Here is a 24,298-nt window from a genome sequence, read left to right on the forward strand (position 1 = left end):
GGAAGATTGATGATTATGAGCCCAATCGCTATAGCGATAGAACAACAAGAGCCGTATGACGGGAGACTGTCACGTACGGTTCTGTGAGGGCCTTGGGGTGAAATTCCCCTTGGCTACTCGACTACTTACTGAAATCATGCACCAATTAAAGCATTTTGAGCGGTTCTTTTATCTCGATGAACCTTCGGAAAGGCGAATAAATCCCCAATTTGTGCTACGAAGCACTCCTTCGCGGAAAGCTTTGGTGCGTAAACCTCGCGCGAAGTAGCTGTGATTTTTTAGATTCATTTTTTATCGTTAAAAAAATGAATACCCCTCATGAGAATAAAGATTGGGAAGGGAGGCCATGCTGCTCTCTAAGACAAATAGGCTTTAATAAAAAAAGTGCGAAAACAAATGGAAGACGACATACTCTTTTTTGAAACGCCATCCGATTTTCGGGACTGGTTGGCAGAGCATCACGATAAACGAGAAGTGCAATGGCTGGGTCTCTACAAAGTGAATTCCGGGAAGCCGAGCATCAGGTGGGAAGAGTCTGTGCGCGCGGCACTCTGTTTTGGCTGGATCGACGGGCTGAGAAAGTCGATCGATGAGGAAAGTTATAAGATACGTTTTACGCCGCGCAATCCTGACAGCCACTGGAGCAAGAAAAATATTGAGATGGCAGAGGAGCTAATTGACGAAGGAAAGATGCATCCAGCAGGATTAAAAGCTTTTGAGAACCGCGATGAAAAGAATAGCGGTAGGGCATCATTCGAGCAGGACCACGTGGAGTTGAAACCGGAATATCTGGAGCAGATCAAGCGGAATGAAAAGGCATGGCAGTTTTTTGAAGCCCTGGCACCCTCATACACCAAAAGCTCCATTCACTGGGTGATGAGTGCCAAGAAGGAGGAGACCCGCCAGCGCCGTCTTCGGATATTAATAGAATCATCGGAAAAAGAGGAGAAAATTCCACTTTTGCAGTGGGGAGACCAGTGATATACCTGGACTTATGTTTTACTAGGCTATAACTTGGTTCGACATAAAAACTGTCATTGAGAAGGATTCGGTAACCATCGGTATCCCGACAGTGGTAGGCAATCTCCTAATAGTATGAACAAAAAATCGGAAAGGGAGATCGCCACGTCGACTTCAAGATGGAGCCCACTACTATCAAAGACGCCTCCTCGCGATGACAGCTATAATAATTGTGATCCTTATATCGAACTAACGTTAACTATACTTTACGAACGCTTTTTTTAAGAAGTTGTTCAATGGAATGACTTCCTTGAAGTGATCGATAATGATGTTGGAAAGATGATTCGAATTGAGATAGTTCACCAGGGGTAAATCCGCCATTACATAAAACTGCTTATTCGCGATAGTGGGTACCTTTTCCACCTTGGATTGAAAAGCTTTACCAAGCCGCTTTGCCTTTTCACCTTTTATTTCTTTGAATTTATCCCTGAATGATGGAAGATCTATGATTGCCAGGAACTCTTCGCTCTCTTCTGCAATCAACCTCCTGATACGCTTTAGACTTTGAGTATCAATATTGAGCATGCCTCCGCCAACATGGATCGTATCCGCACTGATACCCAGGTAATAGGCGGGCAGTATCGATTTTTTTCCACCCATAGCAAATCCAGCTTTCATCAGGGTGTTATATGGTGTTTTGTCTTTGGTAAACCGCAAGTCCCTGTTAATGCGGAATAAAGAATCCCTGGGATTAGTAGGAATACCCGGCTCAAACTCTTCTACTTCAGGAATTAGTTCTTGCAGTAGTTGAAAAAAGGGCTCTTTTACATATTTTTCATAGTCATTCTTGTGGAGATGAAACCACTCGCGGTTGTTGTTCTCTTCGAGCTCTGTAAAAAAAGTTTTGTATTCAGCAGTTATCATATTTCACTCCTAACTGTCTCAAATGCTTTTTTTGCCAGTACTTCCCATTCATCCTTGTTTGAAAAATCAATTTCAAACCATCCATTTAGTGTCCCTTTATTTTTAAAGGGATTGAACACATTAATATTTAGATTAGCATTTTGTTGATTAAAGTCCGTTCCAAGTTTCAATACCATTTTTTGTTGTGGAAAGATAAAAGCAAATACCTTTCCATTGTAACTAATCGCTTCCGAACTCATCATTTTACCTCTCATTATTCCTGGATGTTCAATACATAAACGATCACATAGCTGTTTAAAAAAGATTTCTTCCATCTTTATCCTAATTGGTTAGTTCCCATATACCTACAAATACTCAACGCTATCAATATTTTAAGTATTATTTGTAAGCACATGCTGCTAAGTAATTTACTAGAATTAATATGAAGTACAATGGGTGATGTTTTTTTCCTTACAAATAGTCGACCTGTTTACTTATTGAGAAGAATTCATAAATAAGACTCCAAAATAAATATTTGCGTAACTATATGGTTACGTATATATTTGTGTAACCAATCAGTTACTTAAATGATTTGATATGGCACACGATGTATTCCAGGCAATAGCGGACCCCACGCGAAGGGAAATTATCGATCTGTTGGCAACGCAATCCCTGACTGTAAACGAGGTGGCGGAAAATTTTGATATTAGCCGCCCGGCTGTTTCAAAGCATATCAAAATTTTAAACAAATGTGGCCTGCTTGTAGTCCGCCCAAAAGGACGCAAGCGTTTTTGCCGGACCGATCCCCGAAAATTGCAAGAGGTGTTTGAATGGGCACAGCGTTATCGAAAATTCTGGAATCAAAAGCTGGATGCGCTTGAAGCGGCACTTGATGAGGATGAAAAACAATAATGAATAAATGGCAACTGGGAAATGAATAAAATGAATGAAAATCAATTGTTGGCAACCTCCCAAATGATGATATACAGACCGCCAGAGGTAGTTTTTGAGGCCTTGGTAGATCCGGTTATTACCTCTGATTTTTGGTTTACCCACGGCACTGGACGACTGGAGTCAGGCAAAAAAGTGACTTGGAGATGGGACCAATTCGGAGTTGAAGCTTCCATCGAAGTGGAAAAGGTAACGCCGGGCCAGCTCATACGGTTTCGCTGGCCATCAGATGAAGAGAATACCTCTTGGCGAACAGTGGAAATAACGTTCAGCTCTCAGGCAGACGACAGCACGTTCGTTGAGGTATCAGAAAAAGGGTTCGATAAAAGTGATGAACACCTGATCCAAACCATAACCGGTCAAACTGAGGGATGGGCACTGGTCTTATCGGCCTTAAAAGCCTACCTGGAACATGATATAATTCTAAGTGTAATTAGCGATCACCACCCACATGAATAAAAAGAGGGACCTCCCGGTTAAGGTAAGAATTGTCAAAGAGTTTAAGGCATCCCCGCAAAAAGTGTTTGATGCATGGCTGGATCCTGAAATGATCAGTAAATGGATGTTTGGTCCCGATGTGCGTGAAGAGGAGATCCTGAAGCTGAAAAATGACCCGAAGGAGGGAGGCTCATTTTCATATGTGGTAAAGCGCGGGAAAGAGGAGATTGATCACATGGGGACCTACTTTGAGATAGATCGTCCGAATAGGTTGGTATTTAGCTGGGGAGCTGGTACTGATCCTGCCGGTGAAAGCGTGGTTACGATTGAGATCGAGCCTACAGGACAGGGTTGCCGTTTGACCCTGGTTCATGAACTGGCCGAAAAATGGGCGGAATATGCCGACCGGACCAAAGAGGGCTGGAGCTATATGATGGGAAAGCTCAAAGAAATTTTGGCATAGATAAATACAGCAGTAGCAATACAAAATGGATAAAGAACTTATCGTTAGAGATCGGATTAAAATCAACTCTACAGTTGAAAACGTCTGGGAGGTTTTGACCAAAAGCAAATACTACAAACAGTGGGATGATCTTCCCGAAAACTTTTCAGAAGACAGCTTGAGACTTGGAAGTATTATCGAATGGGAAGGGTATTCCAGAATGAAGGTGACCAAATTTGAGGTTTATAAGCATCTTGAAATGGAACTTTATCTACCAAAGGTTGAGTTGGATTCAACCGATTATGATATCTCGTATGTCTATTCATTAACGCCTTTAAATAGAAATACACTTTTAACAATTGAGATTGGAGATTTTTCTCCACTACCGAAGGGGAAAGATTATTTCGATGCAACGATTGAGTTTGTTCAGTCTTCAAAACAGAAAATAAAAGATTTGTCTGAGGGAATAATTGACTCATCAATTTAATCTTCTAAAAAGACCTAATAAAACAGACTATGAAAATATCACTTACCAGCATTCATGTAGATGATCCGATAGAGGCGTTCAAATTTTATACTGAAATCCTGGGTTTCAAAGAGCAGGTATTTATGCCGGAAGCGAGCCTGGCCATTGTGGTTTCTCCCGAGGAGCCCGAGGGAACCGGTTTGCTCCTTGAACCCAGTGACAATCCTGTTGCTCAACAATACAAGGAGGGTTTGTACGAGCAAGGGCTCCCGGCGATCGTTTTCGGGGTGGAAGATATTGAGGCCGAATATGAGCGGTTAAAAAATGCCGGTGTGGCTTTTACCAAAGAGCCTACTAAAACCGATTGGGGTTATGAAGCTATTTTTGATGACAGCTGTGGAAACTACATTCAAATGGCGCAAACTTAAATTCAATCCTGGACTTTCCAGGATTTTTGAAACCTTGCAGGTATCCCTGTAGACAATTATAAAAGGAGTACTCTATGAGTGATTATGGCCAATTCATCGAAACAGGTACCATCCGGTTTGAGCGACTGCTGCCAGGACCTATCGAACGGGTATGGGCCTTCCTGACCGAATCCGATAAGAAAGCTCAATGGCTGGCAGCCGGTGATGTTGAACCCCGGGTGGGTGGCAAAGTGGAATTGAATTTTAAGCACAAAAATCTCTCTCCCAACGACGATCCCATTCCAGAAAAATACAAGCATATGGAAGAAGGCACCGGCTTTACGGGGCGGGTAACACAGTGGGATCCGCCACGACTGTTAAGCTATACCTGGGGTGAGGAGACCGGGGAAGAGTCGGAAGTAACGTTTGAACTAAAGCCTAAAGAAGGTGGTAAGGTGCTTTTAGTGCTAACCCATCGGCGACTGGGTGATGATACCGATATGCTTATAAGTGTAGCTGGCGGTTGGCATACGCATCTCGGCATTCTTTCTGATCGTTTGAGCGGGTGTGAGCCACAGGGGTTCTGGAAAGTACACACTCGGTTGGAGCAGGAATATTCAGAGCGAATTGGAAATTGAGTTTACCCCTAGATCCCCTAAAGGGGACTTGATTCGTGCCTATTTTATAGTTTGTTACCTTTATGCAAGGTAGTAGGCTTTAGTAAAATTTGTAGTTTAAATGTTATGCGAAAACCACATTCATCATGGAAAAACCGAGAATGTTCTACGGAGCGCCTCCATATATTTTCGAAAAGGCCCGCGAGTTGCGTAAATCAATGACAAAAGCAGAAACAAAATTATGGAATCAACTAAACAAAAAGCAGCTTGGTTACAAATTCAGAAGACAGCATCCAATATCAGAATTCATTGCTGATTTTTATTGCCACTCCTCTAAACTGGTCATTGAAGTTGACGGGGGAATTCACTCAAAGAAAGAGCATCAAGAGTACGATATAAAAAGAAGTAACAAACTGAACCGTTTTGGAATAACTGTAATTAGATTTAAAAACCAAGAAATACTGAGGAATGTGCAAACAGTGTTGAAAAGAATAACTACATATTTGGAATGATAAAATCTGTTAACTTTTCTTATACAGTAAGTTACAGAGTTGCTTCTTCATGATAATCTGCCTCATATGTAAGTCCCCTTTAGGGGATTTAGGGATAAACCTGAAAAAAGTACTTATGACCTCGTCCACCCATATACCCCAAAGCCCACTGGCCAACTACATAAAGTTTATGTGGCATAGCGAGGGATATCAGCCGGGGTATGTTAAAGAGCGGGTATTGCCAACCGGTTCGTCGCAGCTCATAATCAACCTGGAAGATACCCGGTTCAGGCACTTTGAGGGGGTCCAACAGGACAAGACACAAGAATATGATCGTGCGATCATTGCCGGCATCCATTCTCATCCTGTATTTTTAGACAGCCGGACCCGCGCCTCAACGATGGGTGTTGTGTTAAAACCGGGTGCACTCCAGGCACTATTTGGATATCCTGCCGATGAATTCCGAGATCAGGTTATCTCATTCGCCAATGTTACCACTGCTGATATCCCGGCACTGCGTCAACAACTGGATGAAGCCACGACATCGAAATTAAAATTCAGCCTGCTCGAATCGTTTCTGAACAATCACCTGGACCGGGAATTCCAGCCAAATCCAGCTGTACTATTTTCCGCCCGCCAGCTGGCACATCCTAACGGACTGCACTCGGTTTCTGAGATATCAGATAAAACAGGGTATAGCCGTCGCAGGTTAACAGAACTGTTTCGCAACGCTGCCGGCTTTACTCCCAAAGAGTTTGCCCGGGTACAACGCTTTCAACGTGCGCTTAAAAAGATCCGTAAACCCCATTTCCCGGACTTACCAGATATAGCTCTGTCAAGCGGATACTATGACCAGGCCCATTTCAATCGGGATTTCAAGGCCCTTTCTGGGTTGACACCCACTCAATACCTTCAAAATCAGACGGATGAAATTAATCACCTGCCTGCTTAATTAGGCGTGCTAAAATGTTGAAATGTTGAGGCGTTGAATTGTTTAAGGGCATCCTACTCACATTGCTTGGTACCGTTTGTTCTGCGGCTGTACCCCAGACTGACGCTCTGCGTCCAACACTTCTAATGTTGTGAGACGCGTTGCGAAAAGAAATCATTATTTGGGATCCGTGTTTGTTGCGGATCGAGTTTCAATGATTTTAGCAGAATTTTCTTCCCATTTTTACAATACCCCGCCTACAGTGTTTTTTAAATTGGGATGAAGTTAAATTGAAATCTATTACCACATCAATCCAAAAGAAGTTACCAATGTCTGATTTAGCAAAAAATACTACTTCAACAGTTGTGCCCGGACTTCGATACCGGGATGCACCAGAAGCCATAGAATGGCTTTGCGACGTATTCGGATTTAAAAAGCACCTCTTGGTGCCGGATGATACCGGCGGTATTGCCCATGCCCAGCTTACGTTTGGCAACGGGATGATCATGCTTGGATCGGTCCGCGGCAACGAGTTTGGTAAGCGCATAAAGCAGCCGGATGAAATCGGGGATGCTGAAACCCAGACTGCCTACGTGATTGTATCTGATGCGGATGCCATTTATGAGCGGGCTAAAGAAGCCGGTGCCAAAATATTGTTGGATATCAAGGATCAGGACTATGGCGGACGTGGGTTTACCTGTCGTGACCTTGAGGGGCACATCTGGAACTTTGGCACTTATGATCCATGGAAGGAGACTAAAGATGAGTGACATTAACGTACGCTATATTGTGGATGATGTAGACGAAGCAATTGAATTTTACACAGGGTTGCTGGACTTCACCGTTCAGATGCACCCGGCGCCCGGGTTTGCTGCGTTGAGACGGGATAAGCTAACATTATACCTAAATGCGCCCGGCACCGGCGGCGGTGGACAAGCCCTGGATGGGAACCATCCCAAACCGGGGGATGGAACCGATTCCAGCTCGAGGTCAAAAACCTGGCGGATGTGATTGAGAAGTTGAAAGGGCAGGGAGCCCAGTTCCGCGGTGAGATGGTGACAGGAAAGGGTGGCAAACAGGTCTTGCTGGAGGACCCGTCCGGGAATCCCATCGAACTTTTTGAGCCGTATGCCAACGGTTGACGTCATTGGTTATCGGTTTATTTGTTAATTGGGATCTGCTGCGGATAACAAATAAACACTTACCCAGTAACAACACTAGTTCGCTTTATGCAGAATCTTCGGCGGTTTCAGGCCCGTATTAATCCTCTTGTTTAGCTCATTAATAAAATGTGCTGACAGCGCTGGCGATTCCCGCTCCTCGTTTTGGTGCACAAAAAAGTGGATATTCCCAAGTTCCTTCTCTGTCCAGTCTGCTAGTCGCTCCGCCCATTCCTCAAGTCGCGTGTAGTCAGTGGGATGGTTGGCACCCACATACCGGATAAATGCCTCATTGCTGGTTAAACGCATATGCAGCAGGTCCCGCCGACCGGCGGTATCCACAATGATGTTTGCGACATTGTGTTTTTCCAGCAGCTGGTACAAATCGTTGGCGGTCTTGGGATCGTTAAACCAGTCGGTATGGCGAAACTCGATCGCCAGCGGCACGGTGTCGGGCCAGGCTTCAATAAAGGCTGCCACCCGATCAAAGTTTTTGGGACTAAAGTTATCTCGCAGTTGCAGAAAAACAGTGCACAGTTTCTCCATAAAGTTGGAGACGCTGTTTAAGAATGCTTCCATGTCCTCCTCTATGTTGGATAACCATTTACGGTGGCTTATCTGTCCATTTACTTTTGGAAAAAAACGGAAATGTGCGGGCACTTTCTCATACCAGCCAGTGATTTGCCGTGGAGAAAAGAAGCGATAAAAAGTGGCGTTGAGTTCAATAGCATTAAACTGGGAGGCATAATATTCCAGCTCATCTTTTGTTCCTCTGGGATATAAATTCTTGAGGTCTTGTTTGTTCCATTTGGCGCATCCAACGTACACTGTCGGTGTTCCTGAAACTGGTTTTTGGGAAAGAATGCCAGCAGTTTCGGGATGGTCTTTCGGCAGGGAAAAATCGATTTCATCCGGATTATCTACACTTCCAAAATTCATGGCGTTACCTCTCTTATTATGTTGGTTTACCAGGAATGGATTTACAAACTGCAATAATCCAGGCTGGTACATATGTCGCAATCGGCCTGTGATATTGCCGTATTTACACCACGCAATAATTCTTCTCAAGCAATATACTTCCTTTGAAATGATTAAACTAGAAGTAGATATAGTAAAAACAGGGATTTACAATAACACTCTTTAATTATTAATGGAGAAATAGAGTATGATGAATGCGAAAATGAAACTCCCACCCGTCGTATCGCATGAAGAGTGGCAGGAAGCTCGAAATGAACTACTCAAAAAGGAAAAAGAGCTCACACGGCAGCGCGACAAGCTCAATGCCGAGCGCCGAAGATTACCAATGGTTGAGATAGAAAAGGAATACCAGTTTGAAGGTCCGGAAGGCCAGGTTTCATTGAAAGATCTTTTTAACGGGCGACGCCAGCTTATTCTCTATCACTTTATGTTTGGTCCCGATGATGAGCAGGGATGCAGCGGGTGCTCAATGATTGTTGATAATATGGGGCACCCGGCGCACTTGCTTGCCAGGGATACTTTCAGGATGCTCGTCTCGCGTGCACCGTTGAATAAACTGCTCACTTACAAAAAGCGGATGGGCTGGGAAATCCCTTGGTACTCCTCGTTTGAAAGTGATTTTAATTATGATTTTGGAGTTACAACAGACCGGGGGGAAACTTTCAAATTGAGTGTTTTCTTTAAAGATGGAGATCGCATATTCCATACCTACTCTGCTGACGGACGTGGTGTGGAATATTACGGCAGCAACTGGAGCTATCTCGATTTGACACCGCTGGGACGACAGGAGGATTGGGAGGATTCACCTAAAGGATATCCACAGTCTCCGCCATATGTGTGGTGGCGCCGTCATGACCAATATGAATAGGCGTTCAGTTGGTGAAACGTTCAGTGGCCAAAAGGTCTTGAAGGTTAAAGGTCAAAAGTCGAAGGGCAAAGGTTAAGAGGGGTCGAGTCCTTTGAATGAATAGCGACCCCCTTGAACAACTGTAACACAAGGTAGGTACAGAGTGTGCGCGAAGATTGAGTCATTTTGCTCGTGGTTCTCTTTGTACTTAGCAATAAGTGATAACTGGAAAGGAGATTTATCATGTTTAAAGAGACAAAAGCATTCAGCAGTTTTTCTGTTGATGACATAGAGAAGGCCAAAGACTTTTACGGGAAAACGCTGGGTTTAAAAGTGATGGAAGAGGAAATGGGGATCATTGCACTGCATCTTTCAGGCGGGGTCCGTATTATCATTTATCCCAAGCCAAATCACACGCCGGCCACGTTTACCGTTCTAAATTTCCAGGTCGAGAATATAGAGTCTGCCGTGGATCAGCTTATTGATAAGGGCATCACCTTTGAGCAATATGACGGTGAGCTTCAAACCGATGAAAAGGGCATTTCCCGTGGAGAAGGACCGCTTATTGCATGGTTTAAAGATCCAGCCGGCAATATCTTGTCAGTCATAGAGGCGGAGTAGGTATGCCCGAGATCGGAGTATACCGGACGACTGTAGATGACGATCGGAAAGCGAAGGCTATTTTGGATACTATTTGCCGGGAGCTGGAGGCCATGGATGCAAGCTTTGACCTTGAGGACTGCGACAATGTTCTACGCGTGGAAATGGGTAACAGAAGGATAGGTGAAGTGCAAATAAGTCAGATTCTCCAGCTTCACGGATACCAGATGGAGGCCTTGCCGGTAGATGAGATGTAACTATTTGCCAAACCTGTGGAATTATTTCCCTGTATAGCATTGATCTAATCAATAATCTATTTCAATCTAAACCAATTACCATGAGAAAAGTAATTTTGTCAATGATGACTTCTGTGGACGGGTTCATTGAGGGACCAGGCTGTGATATCAGCTGGCACGTTTGGGATGAGGAGATGTCGGAATATATGATGGACTTTTTCCAAAGGGTGGACACCTTTTTGTATGGGCGTAAATCCTATGAGCTGATGATTGATTACTGGCCCTCCGAAACGGGTCCCTTTACCGATGTTATGAACATTACGTCCAAAGTGGTGTTTTCTCGGACCCTGGAAAAGGTGACCTGGAAGGAATCCCGGAAATCCTTTAATCCTGCCCATCCCGGTTCCAAGTGTGAAATGTGAAATTCGCTGATTATACATACAGGATAATCGGCCACCACAGAAGCTTTCTGAAGGTGGCGAGATTACCATGCCGCTGGACGATGCCTTTTGGGATGCCTATTTTGACATGCTGAAAGATAAATTCGGCATACAGTGGATGGTCAACTATGCTTATGATGAGGAGCGGTAGGTTATTTATAGGAAAGCACAAAGTGCTTACCAGTTTTTAAGTTGTTAGCTAAATTAGCTTACAGAAGCGGCAATAGCTCAGCGGTAGTCCCGAAGGCTTTCGGGATCCCAAGGAGGGGGTCGCGGGTTCAAATCCCGTTTGCCGCTCAAATCTATTCAAATAAACCTATGAGAGAAGGGGATACCCACGCTCCTGTCGAACCAAACTCAAGCAAGGGAGGAGCCGATATCACTCCACAATCGAACCACAAATATAATCAGGAATGATACCCGTGGCGCTGATTTGCAGCTCAGCGTTTTCCTTGCGGGTGTTACCAGAGAAGACAAGCATCGTTTTAAGTCCAAACTTGTTACCGCCAAGAATGTCCGTGTGAAGCGTATCGCCCACCATCAGAATTTCATAGCGGTGGATGTCCGGCTCTTCTTCCAGCAAGTGCTCATAGGCGTGCATGAACATCTGGGAGTCCGGCTTTCCGAACTCGATAAACTCCTTCTCCAGCATATTCTGCACTAATTCGGCAATGCCGCCCGTGGCCACCGCCACATCATTCTTGGAGACAGGGTAGTATTTGTCGGTGTTGGCAACGATGACCGGCACATTTTTGCGACGCAAAAAGTTGACCGTGGTATTGATATCAAAATTCCAGTCAAAGCCCTCGTCATCCAGGAATACAAAAGCAGTGATATCATCAGCATCATCCAGGTTGATATCGCGGGCCGGAATCTTCTGAAGTCCCGACTGCAGGATATACTCGGCAGAGTTCTCCGTGCCAAGATATCCGATTTTTCCCTCTGTGATCTTGTTCTCCAGGAACTGCCGCGCCAGCATGCCGGAGGTGATAATTTCCTCCTTCTTGATATTGGTTAGCCCCAAGTCGGCAAACACCTCTGCCTGCTGGGCCTGGCTGCGGGAGGCGTCGTTGGTCAGCACCCGTAGCAGGATCCCCTCATCCCGCAAAAATGAAATAGTATCCTCGACGCCCTCAATCAATCCTTTGTGGTTTTTAAGAACGCCGTAGGAGTCAAGAAAAACGGCTTTATACTGTTTGGCTATGGAGTTGAAATGTCGCATGGTCAAAATTAAAGGTTTAATGTAGTAAGAAGGGGTTCGGGATCAAACTTGTCCTCTATGTTGGGCAGGTACTCCTCATATGCTTCCTTCTGGAGCTTGGTGGCAAACAGGTCGTGAAAGAAATATTTCCCGTATTTCACTACATAATTCAGGATGAAGAAGCGGTATATTTCTTTTAGCAGCCTAATTTCCAGTTCTGTAAGGGGAAACTCCTCGTGGTAGCTCTTAAGGAAAATCTGGAACCGTTTCTCCATCAAAGGGTCCAGGTTGTAGCTGAATATCGTCCGGTCTCCCACGTCAGAGACGATACGGGCAAAGAAATAGAAATCCATCATCCGGGAGCTCATGCGGAACCAGTCGTAGTCCCAGCGGGAGAACAGCTCAAAATCGGCTGTAACCGAGAAGTTGCCGATGTTCCAATCCACAAATACCGGGATTGTATCCAATTCATCGTTGGCCCCAAGCTCGTCCAGGTTTTGCAGGAAGATGTTGCAGTGTTTCCTGATCAGGTCTTGCTGCATCCGGTACTCATATTGTCCCTCTTCGGTCTCCAGGATTTCCAACAGGTGCTCAATATCAACCTCCAGCGTCTTAGAAGAGGGGGGCAGTGTATTGCGGATGGTATGGCAGGCTTTGTGGAATTTGGCAAACTGCCTGGCCAGCTTCCGTATCTGATCCTCATTAAGTCTCTTTGGAAGCTTCTCCCTGATCTGTATCGGGCGGTAAAAGACGACCCATACGTCGATTACATCATCCACGTGGCGGTGCACATAAAGAGAGTTCTCCTTCATCAACGAACGCGAGAGGAAGTGGTCGAACGGCACCGGCAGATTGTTGGAAAGGGAGTTGATAATCGTATGATCTTCAACAAAGTGCTCATACTTGCCAAAATAGGAGAGCTTGCCGATGATATGGTTACCGTCCTCAAACGTAATCTGGTAGACGTGGTTCGTTGATACCTTGGCGCTGATGTCAGTGATATCCTTAATCTCCCGTGTATCGTCATACTCCTGCCAGGCTTCCCGCACAAAATCATCAAAATCAATAAACTTCATATGTATACTGCATTAAATGATTTCAAAATATCGTTTCAGCTCCCAGTCGGTAACCGCCCTGGCAAACTGTCGTTGTTCCCATTCCCGGGTTTTAATAAAGTGATCTGTAAAAGCTTCCCCAAATAATTCTTTGGGTATGTCTGATGACTTCATTGCGGCGGTTGCCTCTGGCAGCGTTGTGGGCAGTGGGAGGGAGGTTTCATTGTCATACTCATTACCCCGTGTAGGTTCCACATGCAGCGAAAGTTCATTTTTGATGCCATACAGGCCGGAAGCCAGGCAGGCTGCCATGGTGAGATAGGGATTCGCATCGGCGCCCGGCACCCTCGTCTCCAGGCGCATACCACCGGGAGCATGATTGATGACCCTCAGTGCGGTGGTCCTGTTTTCTACGCCCCAACTTACTGTGGTGGAGGCCCAGGAGCCCTCCACAAACCGTTTGTAGCTGTTGACGGTTGGGGCATACATCGGCAGGATGTAGGGAAGGCAGTGCAGCTGTCCCGCCAGGTAGTGCTCCAAAAGGGAGCTCATTTTGTGGCGTGCGCTGTCGTCATAAAAAAGGTTGTTCTTTTGGGGTTCGTCCCACAGACTCTGGTGAATGTGCCCTCCGCATCCCGGGAACTTCGTGCTCCATTTGGCCATGAAAGTAGCCAGAATTTCATGGCGGTAGGCGATCTCTTTGACCCCGGTCTTGAAGAGAACAGCCCGGTCGGCAGCTTCCAGTATATCGGAATACTCAATGCATGCTTCGTAGACGCCGTCGCCGGTTTCGGTGTGGATCGCTTCGATGGGAACGTCAAACTGGTGGAGAAGGTCGTAGAGATCGTTAAAGAACTCCTGGTTCTGGGAAGACCGCAACACAGAGTAGCCGAACATACCGGGCGTCAGTGGGGTGGGATTTGTATAGTTTTTGTCCTTGAGTGACTGGGGGGTCTCCCGGAAGTTGAACCATTCAAACTCATTGGCAAACTGGGGATTATACCCCAACTGCAGGGCCTGCTCCCTGACATTCTTCAGCAGCGTACGTGGACAGACGCCACTCATATTATCCGAGTTGCTGAAATCCGCCAGGAAGAAGGGGACCTCCTCGTTCCATGGGATCTTGCGGAAGGTGCCGAGATCGATTGTGGCCATGGCATCCGGGTAGCCGGTGTGCCAGCCGGTGACTTCGGAATTGTCGTAAACCGCATCGTTCATGTCCCACCCAAACACGACGTTGCAGAACCCAACGTTTTCGTCCAGTCCTTTCTGGAACTTGGATTTGGTGATTGTTTTGCCGCGTAGCACCCCGTCGATGTCGGTGACGACGAACTTAATTTTGTTTGACTCCGAGAACTTGACCGCTTTCAGGACCTCTTCTTCTCTCATTACAGTACGTTGATAAAAATTGATTTGAAATAAATTAGGCTGTTAAATGTAAAAAAAGGAGGGGACTAATGAGATAACGAATTGGTTCTGCGAAGTAAAATGTACATTCTTACTCAATGTTGGGGACGTGCCCAAAAATAATCGTCTATTTGAGCTAAGTTGAAGTAATGAAGTAGTTCACTGATTTTTGTACTACCAAAAACTTTGGATCACAGTAGGTTCTGGCCTTAAGTCGGACCTTGATGATCATAGCTCAGTACCGTTTTTAATTTCCATGTATCCTCTACAAGGAGCCACACATGAGTAAATTTTGCCGTACTGGTCAAGTATAAATCCTTATTGGGCTCTTTAATATAGAATCGGTGAGTACCTTTTTGAATTGCTCCATATACCTGGCCCATATTCTTCAGGGGGAAAACTGTTAAACTACCAGAAACTAATTTTCGGATAGGTTTTCGTTTTGGGTTGGAACAAATATTCTCCCTTGTAGCCTTGAAAAAATCCGTTCTGTTTTGCACTCCACTTACATCATGATAGAACTCAAAATCTTTTGAAATTATATTTTCTAATACCTTATAGTTGCAACGGTTAAATCCCTGGTTAAATAAAAGGCTATCCTTATCAGCCAGCGTTTTGAACAATTCAGATGATTCCTTCACCTGGGCTCGGATAGGTTGAATGCAAGCAGCTGTTATTAAGATTATGAATAAAACAACGTTTGTATATGAGATGGAAAAAGACGTAAATATCCTCATGGTGACAACCGATAATGAAATTTGAGTTTGCCACCGTGGATACGGTTAATGCTCCCATTGGGTTACAGCATGAATAATCAATTTACTATGGACTCCAGGCTGGTGGCCATAAGTAGCGATTTCATTCATCAAGTGAAACTTCTCTTAGCGGATTACCTCATCGATGTAAAAAGCTCCGTCTTTGACCAGAGCTCTGCGAATCCGCTGTATAACTATTTTCCCGGCTCCGGATGACGTGATCATACACGAAAGCAAACGTAATGCCTAAGGCTTTTCAGCGTGCTTGGATATCGAGTCACTCGTTATCAAGTAGATTTCGCTCCAGCGGTATCTTGACTTTGGCTGCTCATGATTTCAAACCAATTTATATTTCTGGTTAAATACATAACTATCGCCAGGACGACGAATAATCCAACACTACCCAAAAGTAACGCGTAGTCCTGCATTTGCAGTAATATATAGAGATATCCATACAGGATACTTAAGGTCCCGCAAATGATTCCTGTTTTGAGCTTGTCTGATAATACGCTGTAGGAATAGACGGTAATCAACACGATAATGGCAGCCGATGCAATGAGATATGCGAGTCCGAAAACGAGATATTCTGTGATAGATAGCAAGAGGGTGTAAAAGATTAGCAACGCAAAACCAATCAAGAGATATTGCAGTGGATGAATGATTTTTTTACTAAGCAATTCAATCATGAAAAACGTTAAAAAGGTCAATGAAATGAACATAATGGCATATTTGGCTGTGCGCATGGTTTTCTGATACTCATCCACCGAAAGCAGTAGGTCAACTCCAAAAGTGACGTTGGATACCTCCAGGTTTGGTCCCAGCCATTGTTGTGGGAAATTTCGGTTAAGGTGCAGCACATTCCATTTCGCATTAAATCCGGATTCGTTTACTTCTCTGTCAATGGGCAGGAAATTACCAGTGAAACTTGGGTTGGACCAGCCGGAAGAAAGCTGAACATTTGTTTGTTTCCCGACAGGAGAGAAGAGTAGTCCTGAGCTTCCATTTAAATTCAGTTCGAGATCAAAATGATATTCTTTTCCGGCTTCAAGGTCGGGTGAAATGGATATGCCGGATTCCAGCACATCATTTATTTCTATGCCAGGATTTGCAAGGTACTCTTTGTTGCTCAAGTTTATGTTCACGAACTCTTTGATGCCCGTCATATCAGAAATTCCTATAGAGACGAGAGCTTCCTCAAGTAAAAAATCTTCCGAGGGTACATTGAAACCACCCAGATCAATGGACGGGAAATTCCCGGAAATTGACAAAATACTGTTATATACAATGACTTTATAAATGCCCCGATAACGTACTTCAGGGATTATTGATCCTTTTATATTCAAATTTTCAGGCAAAAAATGAGCGTATCGTATGGTCTGTTCAGCTCTATCATCACTTTTGTAATAATATTTGTAAGGAACACTTATCACCGGACCTGTAATGGTCTGTTCATCCCCCCATTTTTCACTGATTTCATCCACTACTGAATCTCTTCGATTTTCTCGTTCCGAAATTAGATCCTGTATCAAAAATGAGGGGATAAGCAGGACAAGCGTCAGGAATGCGATGATGAATAACCGGGTACCTATTGAGTTTTTTAGATTTTTCATAATAAGCAATTGTTAGCAAGGTGATTTATTATCATAAAGTACTTTGTAGTTCAAAGTATAGGGGTAAAAAAATTCCGAACTGTTAATATTCTACTTTTGTGAGTTTATTATTTCTTCCAGCACCTTAAGATGCTGATCGAACGCTTTTTTCCCCTCCTTAGTCATATAATACTTCGTGTTGGGTTTTCGGTCGATAAAAGACTTTTCCACACCAATAAATTCTTCCTTTTCCAATGTTTTCAAGTGGCTTGCCAGGTTCCCGTCGGTCACATCCAGGTACTCCTTCAGTGAAGTAAAATCGAGACTGTCATTTACAGCCAAAGCCGACATGATGCCAAGTCGCACTCGACTTTCAAACGCTTTATGTAAATCGTCGATAGATATTTTCACCTTTTATCACCGCTCGTACCTGAAATGCATGAAAATTCCATAAACAATATGAACCGCTCCAAAACCAATAGCCCACAAAAGTAAGCCATATTCGATAAACCAAGCCCCCATCAACCCCAGTCCCATCTGGGTCAAACCCAAAAACTTCATTTCATCATAGGTAAACTTGCTGGCATTATATATTGCAAGGCCATAAAACAGCAGCGTTAAGGGTGCAATTAATCCGATAAGTCCATTTGACAATAATATGACTATCAAAACTCCACCTGCCAATAAAGGAATGGCCATATTAACCAAGAGCCTCCGTGATGTAGCGTTCCATAGTTTTTCGCCCCTTTTGCCGGCCTTTTTGTAGGAAAGAAAAATTGCGGTGCCTATAGCCAGTATCAATACTGAAATGGCTAAAACAACGACGTTCAGTAAGTTGGATGGAAAACCGCCTGATGGTATTATGGCATCCGGGTTAAACCCCAAAAAGTGATAGGCGATCCAGGCACCTGCCAATGCGTAGATACCAGCCATGATGCCTGCCCAACCAGAGAGCGACAGAAACTTGGAGGAACGCTCCATCATTGAGCGAATCTCAGCGATATCCCGAATATAATCCTGTTCTTCTTTCATACAAAGTACTTTTTATTTCAAAGTTAAGTTAAAAAGTATAACCATACAATAGGTGCCAGAATTATTTATTTAATTTCAAAGAGGTGCCTGGAAAGTTTCCCTGCTGCCCGATGTTTAAGCTTTGGACAGGTCCTTAGCCGAATTCATTCAGCCATTGCTGAGCGGTAAGTTGATCTACTTCATCAAAATAATTTTGGGAAAAATCCTCTGAAGTGTTTTCACCGCTGCCGACTTCCCAGAGATACTTTATTAATACACTGCCAATTGCATGGATGGCATCGTGGCGATCTAATCCTTCTTGGACTAATCGATTTAACGTCTTTTTAACAGGGTATCCATCACCAAGAGCAATTTGATTTTCTACTACGGCATGAATGGTTGAATGAAGATACACATTTGGCATTTCTTCTCCAGCCTGGTCGTGATAGTCTAAAACCAAATCTATACGTTCCGACTCGTAAATAGCCAACCATTCGTCGGGGTCAGGTGAGTGCATAGGGTTATACTTGGTAATCATAATGGCTAAGTTATGTTTGGAATATAACTACCTTGTGCTTAACGGGCAGTAATTGTTTGTAAGTAACGAACTTTAAAGCGAGGCTTTTCCGGTTGAAGCGTTGGTCATTCAGTCCGGCAACAAATTACGATACCCGTTGCCCACGCTAAGCGGCACATCTTAAGATGTGAACACCGATTGAATTTACCCAAAAGGTGTTTTGCTTTATCTGCATGGCCCTCGGGCCAGTTTGGTTGGGGGGACATATCATCAATCACATAGATACCACCCACCTTAAGCAATGCAAGTGTCTCATCAAGCAGGCTATATTTACCTGGCCAGGCATCGGCGAAGATCAGGTCGTATGTGTCGGGTTGCTCTCGCGTGATGAAGTCTCCACCATCACAGTTGTGGAACGTGACACGTTTGTCCCGGTCAAAATGACGTCGGGCAATTTCAAGGACCTCCTGGTCATTATCAACTGAGTCGAGCAAAGCTGACTGATTCATACCTAAAAGAAGCCAAGATGTGGCAAGTCCCGTACCTGTTCCCAATTCAAGAAAATGCCCATCAGGTTTGGCGGCAGCAAGTGTTGACAATAATGACCCAATCTTCCGGTCAGAGGACATAGAAAAACCACTATTCTCGGTGTCAAGCTCAATGGCCTCGAGATTCTCAGGGATTGTATGGAACGTATTATCATTCATATTTATAGCTTTATTACCGGATTGAAAGATCGTAATCTAAGTGATTTTGAGATGTATATTTACTCAGCCCGGTTGCAACCAGATGTTGCACTGCCCGAATGAAACATTCTGCCAGCTAATATAGAACGTAGCATTCTCACTGATATTCAGGGTGCCTTGTCCCGATGCACTGCATCCCCCGATAGCGGGACAGTTAATTTGTCCCTGTATACTATATTTTTGTGTCCCCAGCGGGATGCCGCTGACTTCAAAGGAATTGTTATTGGGGGTAAAGGTTTTATTTCCAATTGTTATTTGTATAGGCAGACCGCAACCATAATTATCACCTGTGTATATAATTCGGGCCGTAGTGGTTGTATTGCTTATGACATTTTCCTTCTCATTGGAACTCTCCCTTACAGGTTCTGGTTCGGAAGGGGGCTTGCTGCCACTATTTCCTTGATTCCATCCAATGGCAATAGCTTCAAGGCGCGCACTTTTGGGAGGATGAGTTGAACTTCCGCTTTTGGAGCTGAACTTACTAATGGCAGCCTGGGCATCGGACAATGAAGCTCCCAATTTTGCTGCAACGAACCCAGAAAATTTATCTGCTTGTAACTCCAGGTTAGGACGGCTGCCGCCGGAAATGATGGTATGTCCATTCAGATGATGACCGATCTCGTGAGCCAATATGCTTATCCCCGACCAGTCGGTTCCGGTAGCATTTTTTATGTTGAGGATAAAGTTCTGGCTGTAGAGGATAAGCCGGCTCCCATTTTTTATCGTTGCAAGCGCATTGGGAACATTTGCTGATTTAATATCAAAATTTTGTTCAAGACCAACAATCTTTACGATTCTCCCAACTATTTCTTCGGCTTCATCGGTAGAATTAAAACTATAAACATCGTCTACAATTTTTTCCCCATAGTAACTGCATGAATTGTCAAGTGAAATGTTCAATTTCTCTTGTGCAGATATAGTTGAAGGGTATATAAACAGTATAAGTATCGTTATTTGGATTATTGATTTCATAACAGCGCAAATTTGATGAATTTTCGAAAAAGCCTCATGAATACTTAATGCTTCTGTAATATTTAGTATTCTCAATTTAATCCAATCTTGAAAAATTGCAACCCCTGGATGACATTGACCAATTTTTTTGTAAAAAAATTAAGGTACTTATATTGAATGATTTATATAATAAATATGCGCTTGAAGCCTCCGATTGTCTGTTTTTTAAAACGTACAACCGACAAGAGGATTTATTGCTTTTTAATGGGTGTCATTAATAGTGTTGAAGTCGCAAAAGAAAGTTGGCTATGCCTCTTTTGTACCTATTATTACAGGTTGATAAAAATCTGACTCCACACGTTTCACCTTTGTAAATCCCACCTCTTTCATGAGCTTAATTATTTTTGAGATGGTTACCGCATAGTATTTTGTACGAAATATGTGGGTTTTGGCCTCATCTTTCCCGTCATCTATGGTTAAATAGAGGGATAGATCGTAAATATCGCCCGCAAACTCCCATAGTTGAAACAGGATATATTTTACGCCCTGAACAATATGAACCTTATAGGGCTTGATTAGGAGACTGGTTGTATCCTCTTTCTCATAATCTCTAACGGTGAAGAGGCAGCCACCGCCAGGCTTTAAGCAGTGATAAAACTCATTGAGAGCTTGTTTGATCTTGTGATCGGAAAGAAGGTGCGGGAGTGAGTTGTCACAGCAAATCAACACATCAAACAAGGAAGAGTAATGAGAAGAGACCTCCAGCATGTTACATATGGAATAGGGGATATCCAATCCCCGCTTTTCAGCTTCCTCCCGGGCTCGTTCTATTGCTTTTGGAGAAAGGTCTGAGCCTTTAACGTCATACCCCTTTTGGGCAAGCCCGATCACCTGCGTACCGATGCCACACGCAACGTCTACTATTGATGTAACCTGACTACCCCAATTCAATTTAATAATATCGTCAAGCGCTGTTGCCTGCCGAGTAATACTTTTCTCCCAATCTGCAAATATCAAATGGTAGTAGGGAGTCAGCTCATCATAAAAAGTTTTCATCATGTCACATTTTTGCTGTAAACAAAGCGCAGGGGATAAGGTGTTAGTTAATTATAAAACAAGATTAACTATAAAATGAGAAGTCAGCAAGCATGACAGCCTTTCGTGTGCCTTCCGGCATAGCGTTCCAGAGGTTGTACTTATTCGAATTTTTGCAGGAATGGGGTGGTTACCTGGGCGATCTGTTCTGCCTGGGTGAGCCATGGAGCATGTCCACCTCCGACAACGTGAAGTTTAGCATTGGGCAATATATCTGCCATGCGTTGGCCCACCTTCGGAGAACCAAAAGGATCGCTTCTCCCCCAGAACAGCATGGTGGGTTGCTCTAATTGCTTGAGTTGCTTTGCCGTCAACCTCATGTCGGGGCGACTGCCGCCCAGTCTCAGGAGAGTGTTGAGCGTGGAGAGAAAGGTCTTCCGAAACCCGGGGAGTTGCTCTGTTGCCAACAACAGATCGGCTAGCTCGGGAGTAAACGGATACTCATTGACCATCCTACTTAACTCCTCCACCTGCTTTTCTGAGGGCGGTTGAAGCCAGGTTAATAATCTCCCGATCGGTTTGACCGAAAGTAGCCGCATCTGAAGCGGTGCTGAGGTATCAAGGACCACGGCAGGGCATCCTATATGAACCATTGCAGCCACTCGCTCCGGGCGGTCCAGGGCCAGCCAGCTGGTCCAGAGGGATCCCATCGAATTGGCTATGAATGCCGGTTGATCCAGTTTAAGTTGATCAATGACCTCTTCAAGGAAAAGGACGGCATTGCGCCGTAGATTTTCGGTAAGTTCATTGGTGGTATCGGTCAGACCATAGGCGGGCAAATCAACAGCGAACACCTGTAAACCGGTTAATTCTGCCATTAGGGGAGCCCACATTGCTGCCGGTGTTCCGATCCCGTTAACCATTACCACTGCTGGACCTTCTCCTGATACCAATACGTGGGCACGTCCACTGATAGAGGGAACTTCAATGAATCGTGATTTTGTTTCAACTTCGTAACGGTTGAGCATCCGCTGCTGAGCTTCGACAAAATTTTGTTTAGTATCCGCCATAATGGAGTATCCCCTTAAACTCGCCTCATCCCACAACTTGCATTTATGTAATGAAAAATCTATCGATTATATAAAGGTGAAGAACTAAAAGCTTCTTGGCAAGCACAAATACCAGCCTGCAGCAAACTTGAAGTACTATAATCTATGACTTAACCAAAATGTAGCAGGTTAAAACCATAAAGGTATAAGAATCTAAGGTCTACCGAACTCAACTGCGTTAATCTTCAGCTGATCGTCTTCGCTGCAAACGACGACCACGATTGCCTCACTGTATATGTCGCCCCCTATGGAAACGTAGACCCAACCAAGTTCTCCTGCCTGTTTGCTGGGCCAAGATTCCATGTATTCGCCCACGATGATTTTACCGTTATTCAAATCGGGCGTCATGATCATTTCAAACTTGTCACTCATCTCCTCTAATGTAGTACTGTGTTGATAATTCAAGGACGTCATGGCATAAGCAGAAACATAGTCTCGTGAAGCTAATTTTTTTGCAAATTTGGCGGTAAAATTTTTCTGCTGTTGTACAGTTGATTCCATAATTCTGCTGCCTTTTAGGCACCTGGCAATCCTGTGCTTCTTGGCAGGCGCCGGTGTGTTGAATATCGTTTACAAAAAGTAATCCTGATAATTATAAAGAATTTTTATGTAACTCGAGCGCAGGGGATAGATCCATGCTGTGATAACACGGCTAGATTATCCCAGAGCGTCATTGATAAATGGTACGATCATAAGATATCCTGACACCGCTCCCCAAAATTTATTGCTATATGCCCTCACATATAAGCAAAAGGCTGGGTGGGAAGAGGACGTGGGAGGGGCCCGCAGGGCGGGGGAATATAATTAACGTCAGTTCGAGATAAACAGTCATTACGATTTGCTTTTGAACCACTAACCTTCCAGCTGCCAAAAAATCAGTCGCTGACCGGTATTTAGCAACATCTGGTAGTCCGGCTACTCTTCCACCCATTGCTCGCTTCCGTCCGCTCAGCGGCGGAAGCCCCTCTGACGCTCCGAGTCTCTGTGGCCACCATAGGTATACTGGACGCGGAGCGTCCCAACAGGTCCCAACGCAGAGCATAGGGACCAAGCCTGGGGTTATTAATAAGAAATCTTATATCGAACTAATGATAAGTTAAAAAGCGCTACTCGATACGTTAGACGCAGGGCGTCTTCTCGGTACTGCCACGGAGTGAAAGTACTGAACACTTTGGTCGAAGTAATCTCATAAAAAGCATCCAGGTCAATTCATCAGCAGGAGCGGGCAGTTGATCTGGTAGAGCACGGTTTCCAGGGTGTGTTTAAGCAAAGGTTGGTTTTTGGGAATGATGAGCAGACCGGTGCGGCGACGGTTTACCGAATGTGTGAACCCCCACATATCAGGATTCTTTAACATCACAACCTCAACCTTGACCGGGGCTCTGTGCACCTGCTGTTCCAGTTCCTTAATACGCTCGTTTGCAGCTCCCGGTTTATTGCCGAGGGCCAGGATTGTTAATTTACTCTCGTTTTTTTCTGCAAGCGCAAGGGCCAGCCTGATGCACCGCTGGCTTTCTTTCGACCCGTCATAGACGGAGGTGATTGTTTTTCCCAGCGTTAGTCCCTTCTTGAGGATCAATATAGGCTTATCGGCGTTTCGAATAATGGTTTTGGCCGTAGAACCCAGCTTTCTCTTTTCCGGGAATGAGATACCGCGTCTTCCTATCGTGATAAGGTCGGCATCCTCAGCTGCCTGCAGGATTTCATCTTCAACACGCCCCTGAACCGTTCGCCAGGAATGGGAAATTTTATTTCTGTGACTAATGGCTTTAAGCTGCCGGCGGAGCCGATGTGCCAACATCTCAATTTGTTTCTGCAGGTACTGCTCCTCAAGGGTGTGGGTGTCGCCGGTAAGTTCATTCACGGTAGAGACAAAAGGCAGGCGGCTGACCTTGTGCCAGTTCTCCTCCTGTACAAAAAGACCATGAATTTGGGCCTCCATCTTTTTGGCAAGACCTGCAGCCGCTCTCAGGGCGGCACGGCTGTGGGAGGAGGGATCAATAGCTACCAGGATTCGCCTGAGTTTTATCGCATCGTTTGGATTGTGTACCATAA

At 44.5% G+C, this 24,298-nt stretch carries 31 protein-coding genes and 2 pseudogenes; 16 read left to right on the forward strand and 17 right to left on the reverse strand.

The genetic code is table 11. The features are described 5' to 3' along the window. The first annotated feature begins 396 nt into the window (after window positions 1–396). On the forward strand, window positions 397–981 hold the full coding sequence (locus NC796_RS22450; RefSeq protein WP_310687973.1) for a YdeI/OmpD-associated family protein: 585 nt from the start codon (window positions 397–399) through the stop codon (window positions 979–981). A gap of 234 nt (window positions 982–1,215) precedes the next feature. Here NC796_RS22450 and NC796_RS22455 read toward each other — a convergent pair whose 3' ends face one another. Both NC796_RS22455 and NC796_RS22460 read right to left on the reverse strand, forming a co-directional pair. Further along, on the reverse strand, window positions 1,216–1,884 hold the full coding sequence (locus NC796_RS22455) for a DUF2461 domain-containing protein (protein WP_310687975.1): 669 nt from the start codon (window positions 1,882–1,884) through the stop codon (window positions 1,216–1,218). Then, window positions 1,881–2,198 (reverse strand): hypothetical protein, encoded by a 318-nt coding sequence (locus tag NC796_RS22460; protein WP_310687977.1) that lies wholly within the window; start codon window positions 2,196–2,198, stop codon window positions 1,881–1,883. Before NC796_RS22460 ends, NC796_RS22455 begins: the two co-directional genes overlap by 4 nt. 262 nt (window positions 2,199–2,460) lie before the next feature. Here NC796_RS22460 and NC796_RS22465 point away from each other — a divergent pair, with 262 nt between their 5' ends. The 10 genes and pseudogenes from NC796_RS22465 to NC796_RS22510 all read left to right on the forward strand — a co-directional run bounded on the left by NC796_RS22465 (window position 2,461) and on the right by NC796_RS22510 (window position 7,748). Further along, complete coding sequence (locus tag NC796_RS22465) at window positions 2,461–2,775, forward strand: metalloregulator ArsR/SmtB family transcription factor (protein ID WP_310687979.1); 315 nt, start codon at window positions 2,461–2,463, stop codon at window positions 2,773–2,775. A gap of 30 nt (window positions 2,776–2,805) precedes the next feature. Continuing rightward, window positions 2,806–3,273 (forward strand): SRPBCC family protein, encoded by a 468-nt coding sequence (locus NC796_RS22470; RefSeq protein ID WP_310687982.1) that lies wholly within the window; start codon window positions 2,806–2,808, stop codon window positions 3,271–3,273. Continuing rightward, window positions 3,266–3,715, forward strand: coding sequence for an SRPBCC domain-containing protein (locus tag NC796_RS22475; RefSeq protein ID WP_310687985.1), 450 nt, complete (start codon window positions 3,266–3,268; stop codon window positions 3,713–3,715). Before NC796_RS22470 ends, NC796_RS22475 begins: the two co-directional genes overlap by 8 nt. 25 nt (window positions 3,716–3,740) lie before the next feature. Further along, complete coding sequence (locus NC796_RS22480) at window positions 3,741–4,181, forward strand: hypothetical protein (protein WP_310687987.1); 441 nt, start codon at window positions 3,741–3,743, stop codon at window positions 4,179–4,181. Between the two features lie 29 nt (window positions 4,182–4,210). Continuing rightward, a complete protein-coding gene (locus tag NC796_RS22485) occupies window positions 4,211–4,588 on the forward strand; it encodes a VOC family protein (protein ID WP_310687989.1) in 378 nt (125 codons plus the stop codon). A 74-nt stretch (window positions 4,589–4,662) separates the two neighbouring features. Next, entirely contained in the window at window positions 4,663–5,205 is a 543-nt protein-coding gene (locus NC796_RS22490) for an SRPBCC family protein (RefSeq protein ID WP_310687991.1), read from the forward strand. A gap of 125 nt (window positions 5,206–5,330) precedes the next feature. After that, complete coding sequence (locus tag NC796_RS22495; RefSeq protein WP_310687993.1) at window positions 5,331–5,696, forward strand: endonuclease domain-containing protein; 366 nt, start codon at window positions 5,331–5,333, stop codon at window positions 5,694–5,696. A 115-nt stretch (window positions 5,697–5,811) separates the two neighbouring features. After that, the gene (locus tag NC796_RS22500; RefSeq protein ID WP_310687995.1) at window positions 5,812–6,627 is read left to right on the forward strand and encodes a helix-turn-helix domain-containing protein; all 816 of its coding nucleotides are present in this window, start codon (window positions 5,812–5,814) and stop codon (window positions 6,625–6,627) included. A 308-nt stretch (window positions 6,628–6,935) separates the two neighbouring features. Continuing rightward, complete coding sequence (locus NC796_RS22505) at window positions 6,936–7,376, forward strand: VOC family protein (protein WP_310687997.1); 441 nt, start codon at window positions 6,936–6,938, stop codon at window positions 7,374–7,376. Further along, a pseudogene (locus NC796_RS22510) lies at window positions 7,369–7,748 on the forward strand (VOC family protein). Before NC796_RS22505 ends, NC796_RS22510 begins: the two are co-directional and overlap by 8 nt. Window positions 7,749–7,823: 75 nt before the next feature. Here the strand turns inward: NC796_RS22510 and NC796_RS22520 are convergent. After that, window positions 7,824–8,705, reverse strand: a complete 882-nt coding sequence (locus NC796_RS22520; protein ID WP_310688002.1) for a DUF72 domain-containing protein — start codon at window positions 8,703–8,705, stop codon at window positions 7,824–7,826. A gap of 241 nt (window positions 8,706–8,946) precedes the next feature. Between NC796_RS22520 and NC796_RS22525 the strand changes: the two genes are divergently transcribed. The 5 genes and pseudogenes from NC796_RS22525 to NC796_RS26910 form a co-directional block, all read left to right on the forward strand. After that, complete coding sequence (locus NC796_RS22525) at window positions 8,947–9,612, forward strand: DUF899 domain-containing protein (RefSeq protein ID WP_409070409.1); 666 nt, start codon at window positions 8,947–8,949, stop codon at window positions 9,610–9,612. Between the two features lie 222 nt (window positions 9,613–9,834). Continuing rightward, a complete protein-coding gene (locus NC796_RS22530) occupies window positions 9,835–10,212 on the forward strand; it encodes a VOC family protein (RefSeq protein WP_310688006.1) in 378 nt (125 codons plus the stop codon). A gap of 2 nt (window positions 10,213–10,214) precedes the next feature. Beyond that, a complete protein-coding gene (locus tag NC796_RS22535) occupies window positions 10,215–10,448 on the forward strand; it encodes a hypothetical protein (protein ID WP_310688007.1) in 234 nt (77 codons plus the stop codon). A gap of 80 nt (window positions 10,449–10,528) precedes the next feature. After that, window positions 10,529–10,849, forward strand: a complete 321-nt coding sequence (locus tag NC796_RS22540) for a dihydrofolate reductase family protein (RefSeq protein WP_310688009.1) — start codon at window positions 10,529–10,531, stop codon at window positions 10,847–10,849. 43 nt (window positions 10,850–10,892) lie between these two features. Continuing rightward, window positions 10,893–11,018, forward strand: a pseudogene (locus NC796_RS26910) (VOC family protein); the annotation flags it as partial. A gap of 228 nt (window positions 11,019–11,246) precedes the next feature. Here NC796_RS26910 and NC796_RS22545 read toward each other — a convergent pair. From NC796_RS22545 to NC796_RS22610, 14 genes are all read right to left on the reverse strand, one after another. After that, entirely contained in the window at window positions 11,247–12,089 is an 843-nt protein-coding gene (locus NC796_RS22545) for an HAD-IIA family hydrolase (RefSeq protein WP_310688014.1), read from the reverse strand. Between the two features lie 8 nt (window positions 12,090–12,097). After that, on the reverse strand, window positions 12,098–13,144 hold the full coding sequence (locus NC796_RS22550; protein ID WP_310688016.1) for a hypothetical protein: 1,047 nt from the start codon (window positions 13,142–13,144) through the stop codon (window positions 12,098–12,100). Window positions 13,145–13,156: 12 nt separating this feature from the next. After that, window positions 13,157–14,512, reverse strand: coding sequence for a glutamine synthetase family protein (locus tag NC796_RS22555; protein WP_310688018.1), 1,356 nt, complete (start codon window positions 14,510–14,512; stop codon window positions 13,157–13,159). 227 nt (window positions 14,513–14,739) lie between these two features. Then, window positions 14,740–15,267 carry a nuclear transport factor 2 family protein gene (locus tag NC796_RS22560; RefSeq protein ID WP_310688019.1) on the reverse strand — a complete coding sequence of 176 codons (528 nt, stop codon included), beginning with the start codon at window positions 15,265–15,267 and terminating at the stop codon, window positions 14,740–14,742. A 305-nt stretch (window positions 15,268–15,572) separates the two neighbouring features. After that, window positions 15,573–16,895 carry a cell envelope integrity protein CreD gene (creD, locus tag NC796_RS22565; RefSeq protein WP_310688022.1) on the reverse strand — a complete coding sequence of 441 codons (1,323 nt, stop codon included), beginning with the start codon at window positions 16,893–16,895 and terminating at the stop codon, window positions 15,573–15,575. 90 nt (window positions 16,896–16,985) lie between these two features. Beyond that, on the reverse strand, window positions 16,986–17,285 hold the full coding sequence (locus NC796_RS22570; protein ID WP_310688023.1) for a transcriptional regulator: 300 nt from the start codon (window positions 17,283–17,285) through the stop codon (window positions 16,986–16,988). 6 nt (window positions 17,286–17,291) lie between these two features. Continuing rightward, window positions 17,292–17,906: a hypothetical protein gene (locus NC796_RS22575; RefSeq protein WP_310688025.1), complete on the reverse strand. Its 615-nt coding sequence runs from the start codon at window positions 17,904–17,906 to the stop codon at window positions 17,292–17,294. A gap of 133 nt (window positions 17,907–18,039) precedes the next feature. Beyond that, a complete protein-coding gene (locus tag NC796_RS22580; protein ID WP_310688027.1) occupies window positions 18,040–18,423 on the reverse strand; it encodes a DUF1841 family protein in 384 nt (127 codons plus the stop codon). Between the two features lie 104 nt (window positions 18,424–18,527). Continuing rightward, window positions 18,528–19,109, reverse strand: a complete 582-nt coding sequence (locus NC796_RS22585; RefSeq protein ID WP_310688029.1) for a methyltransferase domain-containing protein — start codon at window positions 19,107–19,109, stop codon at window positions 18,528–18,530. Between the two features lie 63 nt (window positions 19,110–19,172). Further along, window positions 19,173–20,120 (reverse strand): hypothetical protein, encoded by a 948-nt coding sequence (locus NC796_RS22590; protein WP_310688031.1) that lies wholly within the window; start codon window positions 20,118–20,120, stop codon window positions 19,173–19,175. 285 nt (window positions 20,121–20,405) lie between these two features. Continuing rightward, entirely contained in the window at window positions 20,406–21,158 is a 753-nt protein-coding gene (locus tag NC796_RS22595) for a class I SAM-dependent methyltransferase (RefSeq protein WP_310688033.1), read from the reverse strand. A gap of 137 nt (window positions 21,159–21,295) precedes the next feature. Further along, on the reverse strand, window positions 21,296–22,204 hold the full coding sequence (locus NC796_RS22600) for an alpha/beta hydrolase (RefSeq protein ID WP_310688035.1): 909 nt from the start codon (window positions 22,202–22,204) through the stop codon (window positions 21,296–21,298). Between the two features lie 192 nt (window positions 22,205–22,396). Then, entirely contained in the window at window positions 22,397–22,744 is a 348-nt protein-coding gene (locus NC796_RS22605) for a hypothetical protein (RefSeq protein WP_310688038.1), read from the reverse strand. A 703-nt stretch (window positions 22,745–23,447) separates the two neighbouring features. After that, window positions 23,448–24,296 (reverse strand): universal stress protein, encoded by an 849-nt coding sequence (locus NC796_RS22610; protein WP_310688040.1) that lies wholly within the window; start codon window positions 24,294–24,296, stop codon window positions 23,448–23,450. Between the last annotated feature and the right edge of the window lie 2 nt (window positions 24,297–24,298).

This window comes from Aliifodinibius sp. S!AR15-10 (assembly GCF_031569985.1).
GTDB lineage: Bacteria > Bacteroidota > Rhodothermia > Balneolales > Balneolaceae > JAMQKA01.